We start from the raw sequence: 8,184 nt of genomic DNA, 5'->3' as shown, positions 1-8,184 counted from the left end.
TTTAATTATATCGAGTGCGATTACAATCGCTGGCGTCGTCACAGTGCCTGTGGCGGTCTTAGCCCGGAACAGTTTGAAAACCAAAACCTCGCTTAGGGCCGTGTCCACATTACGTGGGTAGGATCAATAATTACTGCCCACAAGGTTTTGATTTTATATCATAGAGCAGCTTGTAGTGGTCAACAAAAACTGGCCACGACTTTAGAGTTTTTCCAGAACAATCTTTCTGATTCATTCGGCGTCAAACCACCATTATATTGATGGGTCTGAGCTGGCTGTAATATCCTGTGATGTAATTCGTTATTGCCGTTCTGGCTTGGCTAAAATTCGCGTAGCCAGTATCCACTCTGTTTTCAGGCTTCTGAAGAACCGTTCCATTGGGCTGTTATCCCAGCAATTTCCCCGGCGACTCAGGCTTTGCTTTATCTGATATCTCCACAGTAACTGTCTGAAATTCCTGCTGGTATAGTGGCTGCCTTGATCCGAGTGATACAGTAAATTAGCCAGCTTTCGTCGCGCTTCCCAGGCCATGGACAGTGCTTTAGTTGTCAGTGCAGAATCCGGGAAAAATGACATAGCCCAGCTAACCGGTTTACGGGAAAAAAGATCAAGCACTACGGCCAAATAAGCCCAGCGTTTACCCGTCCAGAGTAGAGTAAGAGGCAGGGCGTAGTCGGACTATTTCCCTGCCTCTCCTCCCCGAACCGGACATGCAACTTTCAGCGCATCCGGCTCTCCATTTAAACGCTGGCGAACGCCATTGCCACTTCAGTGTAGCGCGATGTATACGTGTTTCTGGTTTCCATCCTCAGATAGGGATTACCTTCAGGTAGACGCCAGCGGAACAGCTTCTTACCTTGCCCTACCAGCCGGAACAGAATTTCGCCACTGAGCTTGCCGTGGTTGGTTTTACCAAATAAAACCCACGTTTTGCTCTGACCCGGTTTCGGTGATTTACACCACCACCTCATCAGGGAAGCGATACCTGTACGGTATTTGCGGGCCAGCCAGTGTGCCAGCTTCCAGAACACGACACGGTCAATATAACTGAAGACTTTGGCCTTAAAATCAACGAACTGGTAGAACGCAGACCAGCCTTTCAGTTTCCGGTTGAGTTGTTCAGCCATATCAACTTTGCTTTCACTGTAATTGCCTGATAACAGTGCTGTCAGCGATGCGGCGAAGTTTCTGGCTTTGTCCTTCAGGATCGTCGAGACAACCCGCATTTCGCCGTAACGACTGCGTTTGCGGATGATCCTGTGCCCCAGAAAGATAAAGCCGTCATTAACATGGGTGATCCTGGTCTTGTCCATGTTCAGCTTGAGTCTCAGACTGTCTTCGAGCACGCCCCGACACTCCTCCCTGATGGCTTCTGCCTGTGCTTTGGTGCCTTTGACAATAAGCACGAAGTCATCGGCATACCGGCAGTACGCTACAGCAGGTTTCCATTGCCAGTTTTCTCTGACTGCGGTACTTCGGCCTCGCTGGATACTGTTATTCCAGTACCAGCGGTCCTTTCTGGCTTTCCCGCTCAGGTAGCGGTCATACAGATACTGATCGAACTCATTGAGCATGATATTCGACAGCAACGGCGATATTACGCCACCTTGCGGCACGCCTTCACTGGCCGCCCGAAAGAGACCGACATCGATATGTCCCGCCTTGATGGTTTTCCACAGCAGAGTCATGAAACGTGCGTCGCTGATCCTGCGGCGTACGGCCTTCATCAGCAGTCGATGATGTACGGCGTCGAAGTAACTGGACAGATCGCCTTCAATTACCCAGCGGCCCCGTGTTTCCCCACAGTCGGTGAGCTGTAGCTTCACCGTGCGGATCGCGTGGTGGACACTCCGCTCAGGTCGAAAGCCATACGAGAGCGTATGAAAATCACTCTCCCATATCGGCTCCATCGCCATCAGCATTGCCCGCTGAACAATACGATCCCGCAACGAGGGGATACCCAGAGGTCGCTGTTTGCCGTTGCTTTTAGGGATGTAAACCCGTCTGGCTGGCAGGGGCTGATAATCACCAGAGAGAAGTTCATCCCTGAGTATTTGTAGCTCAGCAGCCAGTCTGGGTTGTAGCGTTGCTTTATTCACACCATCAACGCCAGGGGTATGCGCCCCTTTTGATGAGAACGTGATCCGCGCTGCTTCAGTCAGCCATTCTGGTTGTGTTATCAGACGTAGCAGCCGTTCAATCCGTCGGGACGGATCAGTGGCTGCCCATGTGGCAAGCTTGCGTTGCATTTCGCTGATTATCAAAGGTCTTCACCTCGTTAGGTCAGTTAATTCACGTAGCAAACACATTCAAACTGCTTCCCTTCGCCATGTAATGGGCTTTCCCCATCGCGGACTACTACGGAAGCTCCGCCAACCAGCGCGTCATCGGAGCCATGCCTCCTTAACATCCGTCGCTGACCTTCCCCGGTTTATCTGCCTGGACTCAGACATACTGAGGAGGCTGCCCGTCGCACTCTTTATCCTTGCTTGCCGCAAGTTGGCAGAAGTCAGCAACGCGAGTGTGATAGACGCTGCTGCCCCGGAGTTTCGCATACATATCAAAACACCTTCGACGGGCAGTGCTTACGTATCACTGCCCGTTACTTCTGCACGGCCTGTCAGATCACGTAGGCCGTGGTGACGTTTTCAACCCACAGAGGAGGATTAACGGGTTCATATTCTTCAGCCTTTCAGCACTCAACCTTGAGGATCATCTTGGCTTAGTGATCTCGCCTCAATCCCCATTGTCAGCGGGTTACATCACCCTGCGGGCATGCCGCAGGTCACTGCCGCTCAGGTTCTCCACCGTCACACCCGGTGGGATTGTTGGGTTTCTCATCGTGAGTTACCGGTTCAATATTCCAGACAGACTCGTGGTTCATTTGAGCGTCCATGCTCGCCCTGAACTCCGGGCACACTATAAGTCACATCACCGCACCAGATCTGATTAGGCTCGGTTACAGCAAACTGGCGTTCCAGATAATTGGGGATCTCAACGTGTTCCTTAGACGCCTTCTTATACCTATGGCCAGGCTGCTGACAACTGATGAGACGAAGCTCTTTCATCAGCTTTGTTGCCCGCCAGCGGCTAAGTTTTACACCTTTGTTCGTGACCATCGCGGCAATATTACGTGTGCCTGCGGAGCCGTTACTTTCGCGATAACTTTCACGAACAAGACTGAGTAATGTCACTCGCGTGGCATCAGGCTTTTTTGGTTGCCGCCAGTATTTATAGCTGCTGCGATGAACCCCAAACACATTGCACACAACGGCAACGGGAAACCGCGCCCTGAGTTTCTCAATTAATGAGAACTGTTCAGGGAGTCTGACATCAAGAGCGTGGTAGCCTTTTTTAATATATCTCTTTCTATTTCAACGCGTTGAAGTATTTTCTTCAACTCACGCATCTCAATCTGCTCAGGTGTCATGGGTGAAGCTATGGGTGATTTTCCCGCTCGCTCATCTTTCAGTTGTCGAACCCATTTGTCCATCGTGGATTTGCCGACATTCATCGCAGTGGCAGCGGCGGCAACGGTGTAGTGCTGATCGAGTACAAGCTGGGCAGCTTCGAGGCGAAACTCGGGGCTAAAATTGCGTCTGTTACGTCCGGTTATAATGTCACCTGTTTTGACTATGAGGTGATGATATCACCTCTATTCAGGTGGCCAAATTTACTATGCCACTACACTCACATGACAAAACCAGCATCAACCACCAAAAAGCCACGCAAGCAACATACACCTGAATTCCGCGACGAAGCCCTGAAACTAGCTGAACGCATTGGTGTGGCCGCAGCCGCCCGCGCACTCAGCCTTTATGAGTCGCAAATTTACACCTGGCGTAGCAATCGGCAGCAACAGGCAACGTCCTCTGAACGTGAGAGCGAACTCGCCGCTGAGAATGCCCGCGAACGGGACGAGGAGTTGGCCATTTACCAAAAGGCCGCGACTTACTTCGCCAAGCACCTGAAATGAAGTATGTCTTTATCGAAAGCATCAGGCTGAGTTCAGTATCAAAGCCATGTGCCGGGTACTGCACGTCGCCCGCAGTGGCTGGTATGCCTGGCGCCAGCGTCGTCACCAGATAAACCGGCGTCAACAGTTCCGACTTGTCTGCGATGATGCGGTTCGACAGACCTTTGCCAAGGCAAAACAGCGTTATGGAGCGCCTCGTCTTGCTGATGAACTGCCGGAGTACAACATCAAGACTATCGCCGCCAGTCTGCGTCGTCAGGGGCTGCGGGCGAAAGCCTCGCGCCGGTTCAGCCCGGTCAGTTACCGTGAGCATGGTCTGCCAATATCCGAGAATCTGTTGAAGCAGGACTTTTACGCCAGCGGCCCGAATCAAAAGTGGGTGGGTGACATCACGTATCTGCGCACCGCTGAAGGCTGGCTGTATCTGGCGGTGGTGATTGACCTGTGGTCGCGGTCAGTCATTGGCTGGTCGATGTCCTCACGGATGACGGCACAGCTTGCCTGCGATGCACTACAGATGGCGTTATGGCGGCGTAAACGCCCGGAAAATGTCATCGTGCACACAGACCGAGGTGGCCAGTACTGTTCAACGGATTACCAGAGCTTACTGAAACGGCATAATCTGCAGGGCAGTATGAGCGCTAAAGGTTGTTGTTACGACAATGCCTGTGCGGAAAGCTTCTTTCACTCACTGAAGGTGGAATGTATCCACGGGGAGGACTTTGCCAGCCGGGAAATAATGCGAACGGCAGTGTTTAATTATATCGAGTGCGATTACAATCGCTGGCGTCGTCACAGTGCCTGTGCGGTCTTAGCCCGGAACAGTTTGAAAACCAAAACCTCGCTTAGGGCCGTCTCCACATTTCGTGGGTAGGATCACTATTCACCATAAGTCGTGAACGGACATGTTATAGACCCCGAAGAGTGCATAACATGTCCGACAATCTAATCAGGAAAAAAATCGCGCGCCCTTGGCTGTTGCGAATGTTCTTGCTCCGGTGTAATGGAATGAGGCACGACAGCGTCATCGGCAATCCATAACGGACTCGGCTCTGCCGCACATATACTCAATGGTCTTTGGAATACTATATAAGGCTCGGTGCTAGCATCGAGCCTCGCCGTAGGTTACCAAGCCTTTCCGGGATTTCTGGACAAAATATGAACCTTCTGACAGATGCATTGTGTAAGCTGAAAATGAGTCGGTTTGTCCGGCGTGCCCTCGAAATCTTTCAGATGAATAACAATACGCGCATAGTTCACATAAGCCGCAGGTAATGGGATGAATTCCTTGTCATTCAGCGCAGTGATATGATCAACCAACAGTGTCAATGGCGCTGCTGCCTTGAGCTCCCCCTGCCGGCCCCATTGGCCAGTTTTTTCCGCAATTATCTTGGGCACGGCCTCATCCAACCGGTACTGGCCGATAAGAGTGCTCACCGAAAGTTTCAGGCTGTCCATACCGGACAAACCAGTAAACGTCATTTTCCATAACGGCAGTTCGTTTTGTATCAGTGGGAAATACAACTCCACTGCCTTACCTGCAGTTGCGGCCGTCTGTGTAGATATAGTGATGACGCCCTTATCCGCTGAGACCGACAATTCTGCCGAACTGGCAATACCTTCGCCAAGGCAAGCATAAACATGATTAAGTTGCAAGGCTGCTTTTTCTGTCCATGACGGCTCCGGTAAATGATTTGACGCATCCCCAAGATACAGGAACCGATGCATGTTGATGTGCCCCGGGGCACCAATGTTTCTCATGTCGATATGGCCATTGGACCAGCCTTTTTTGATGTCGGCATTGATAAGTTCCAATCCATCAATGTAACACCGTCCCGTCAGGTTAGTTGATTTATCAAAGAAAAAATAGTCTACATGCTGATAAGGTGTTTTCGTTGAGTCATCTTTATCGGCGATATTGGTTTCTACGCTGTGCCATTTACATCGACGAATTTTAACAATCCCCCCACCATCACTACAGAACACCGGACGGGCATTCCTGGAATTGTGATTTCCCCACTCAAAATGGCAGTCCAGAAAATCAAGCGTTCCACGAGTGAGTGTGAACAGAGCATTATCTTTGTGAGCCATTTGCACTGTTGGGGTGCTAAAACCGCTGTAGTCAAATGAACAGTTCCTGAAATAGAGCTCATGCACTCCTTGATAAAACTGCTGACCATCTGAAAACAGGCATTTGTAAAAGACGATTTTTTCGCCCGCATTACTCGACGTTTCAGAATAAATAGGGTAGTGGCAGGCATGAAGCATCACGCTATGCCAGCTTTGTATGTAAGCGTTATTACCGAACATGATCCCTTTATGGAAATTAGAAATCCAAATGTTCTGACACAACAGCTGAGCAACGGGTTTGCCGAAAACATTTTTTGCCGTAGAGTAGACACAAATGGCACTGAGATTTTTATTTTCATCGTTGTTGCCAACTATTCTCAGATTATAGATGGCCGGAGCCCCATAACTGTATTCAACATGCAAACATTCCGTATTTGTGGCCGCACTACGGTAATCCAGCAGTGTACCGCGAAAATCAATGGAATTTTTCCACAATTTGAGTTTAGCCGTAGTTTTACATACCCTAACGCCTCCCGGACCGACCAGGGTAATCCCTGCTGGCGTGGAAGGGATCAACGCTCTCCCCCATTCATTTTCATCGACTTGAAGTGCCTTGCAGGCTCGGGTAATGGTTTTGGCATAATCAGCTTCATCGCCGGCGGAAAACCACCAGTCAATGCAATAGGCACCATCATTGATCTGGCGTGCCCAGAAACGGCCTTTGGCATCCTTGATAAACAACGCATGATCGTCTTTAAAGGGATGTTCTGATTCATTATTTTTCCGAATAAAAATACCATGATGATAAGTATTGGTGAGCATCAGTAGGATATCATCACCCTGATAATGACGTAATTCAGTATAATCAGTTACAGTATTCATGACGTGTCCCTAGAGGTTATCGTTGGATTATCGGGGATACCGGACTGTGTAGAAGCCCTTTACAGAGGGTAGGAGATATCATTGCTTAGTCAACATGACTTTACCTTTCCTCGGTGAAGTAAGGTCGCAATATCACTGATTCCGATAACATGGAAATATCACGACATTAACTCTTTGTTTTTACAGTATCTCAGCCTATTGCACTCAATCTAGACCATGGAAAAACACGAAAAAACCTTTAAAAAATTAGCTGAAAATAGTTTTTCATAAGCTTATTTTAAAGCTCCGCGGTAGATATAGTTACAATTACAACTTTTAGAGGGATAAACTATTTTTGTTGGATTAGTGTTCGACAAGCGTAACGAAAAAAAGCTGATAATGCAGATGAGAATATCTTGGAGCGTATTCCGCTGAAGATAAACAGCTATTCTGGAGGAACGTGAGCGAATTATTTCCTAACGCACCCTCAGCTCATTTTATTACCCCCACGGTTCATTTTATATCAACCTGAAGTAGCCATTTTCTCATCGATTCACCTTTCATTTCCAACCGATGAACATTGTGTCTTAACCTGTCCAGGATCGCATCTGCCAGTATATTTTTCGCCAACTCTGCCATACCATTCATTCGTTGGGAGAGGGTTTATCATTGCCGTGACGTTTTTCCGTATATGATATCCATTATCTCCAGCCTCCGATTCCGATGTACCGGCATCGGAGGCTCCAAGCCCTGTCGTCCAGGATAAGCCATTAGGGTTTTGACAGGTCTGTCAGCTGTTTTTTGTAGCTTCCGTCTACCCGACTCTGTATCTACTCAATCAGCAGGTGGTTTAGACGCCAGTATTTGATGCTGTAACATTATTGACAGGCATTATTGCCCAGAGCGCAACCCAAATACGTCTTCCCGCAGACACAGGGCTCGATGTTCAGAAGGTCTTGTCCCCTGAACACTCATTCATTCTGATTCAGTTGAGCGTTGATACACGGACGACTAAGTGAGTATTATCAACATCTGCCCATTCTGAAATGGGTTAACGATGCCGCATAAACACAATGCCAAAAAACTTCACCCTATTCCCAATAGCAAAATACACCATCACTAACTGTCCAGAATACGAGGCCGATCTGAAGTGATCTTACCCAGCAATAGTGGACACGCGACTAAGTGAGTAAACTCTCAAGCAAGAGGTGACTCACATGACAAAACCAGCATCAACCACTAAAAAGCCACGCAAGCAACATACACCTGAATTCCGC

Annotated in this window: 4 protein-coding genes and 3 pseudogenes; 2 read left to right on the top strand and 5 right to left on the bottom strand. The window is 48.9% G+C overall.

Annotation, left to right across the window (positions count from 1 at the left end; translation table 11 throughout):
• The coding region (locus AC2AXP_RS22605) for an IS3 family transposase (protein WP_071890408.1) at window positions 1-96 on the top strand (96 nt) is incomplete at its 5' end.
• 83 nt (window positions 97-179) lie between these two features.
• On the opposite strand, the pseudogene AC2AXP_RS22600 reads toward AC2AXP_RS22605, so the two are convergent.
• The 3 genes and pseudogenes from AC2AXP_RS22600 to AC2AXP_RS22590 form a co-directional block, all read right to left on the bottom strand.
• A pseudogene (locus tag AC2AXP_RS22600) lies at window positions 180-660 on the bottom strand (IS3 family transposase); the annotation flags it as partial.
• Window positions 661-740: 80 nt separating this feature from the next.
• Complete coding sequence (gene ltrA, locus AC2AXP_RS22595; protein WP_484381989.1) at window positions 741-2,249, bottom strand: group II intron reverse transcriptase/maturase; 1,509 nt, start codon at window positions 2,247-2,249, stop codon at window positions 741-743.
• Window positions 2,250-2,921: 672 nt separating this feature from the next.
• A pseudogene (locus AC2AXP_RS22590) lies at window positions 2,922-3,616 on the bottom strand (IS3 family transposase); the annotation flags it as partial.
• A 78-nt stretch (window positions 3,617-3,694) separates the two neighbouring features.
• On the opposite strand from AC2AXP_RS22590, the pseudogene AC2AXP_RS22585 reads away from it, so the two are divergent.
• A pseudogene (locus AC2AXP_RS22585) lies at window positions 3,695-4,825 on the top strand (IS3 family transposase).
• Between the two features lie 276 nt (window positions 4,826-5,101).
• On the opposite strand, the gene AC2AXP_RS22580 reads toward AC2AXP_RS22585, so the two are convergent.
• Both AC2AXP_RS22580 and AC2AXP_RS22575 read right to left on the bottom strand, forming a co-directional pair.
• Complete coding sequence (locus AC2AXP_RS22580; protein ID WP_484381988.1) at window positions 5,102-6,928, bottom strand: hypothetical protein; 1,827 nt, start codon at window positions 6,926-6,928, stop codon at window positions 5,102-5,104.
• A 492-nt stretch (window positions 6,929-7,420) separates the two neighbouring features.
• Complete coding sequence (locus tag AC2AXP_RS22575; RefSeq protein WP_484381987.1) at window positions 7,421-7,546, bottom strand: ATP-binding protein; 126 nt, start codon at window positions 7,544-7,546, stop codon at window positions 7,421-7,423.
• Between the last annotated feature and the right edge of the window lie 638 nt (window positions 7,547-8,184).

The organism is Serratia sp. Sp408 (assembly GCF_057180665.1).
The sequence above is the reverse complement of the archived record's forward strand: the minus strand, read 5'-3'. Positions and strand labels throughout refer to the sequence as shown.

What these genes read in the sequence shown, in the direction of transcription:
- AC2AXP_RS22575 (WP_484381987.1), bottom strand. Translation starts at nt 7,546, where the DNA reads ATGGCAGAGTTGGCGAAAAATATACTGGCAGATGCGATCCTGGACAGG.
- ltrA (WP_484381989.1), bottom strand. Translation starts at nt 2,249, where the DNA reads ATGCAACGCAAGCTTGCCACATGGGCAGCCACTGATCCGTCCCGACGG.
- AC2AXP_RS22580 (WP_484381988.1), bottom strand. Translation starts at nt 6,928, where the DNA reads ATGAATACTGTAACTGATTATACTGAATTACGTCATTATCAGGGTGAT.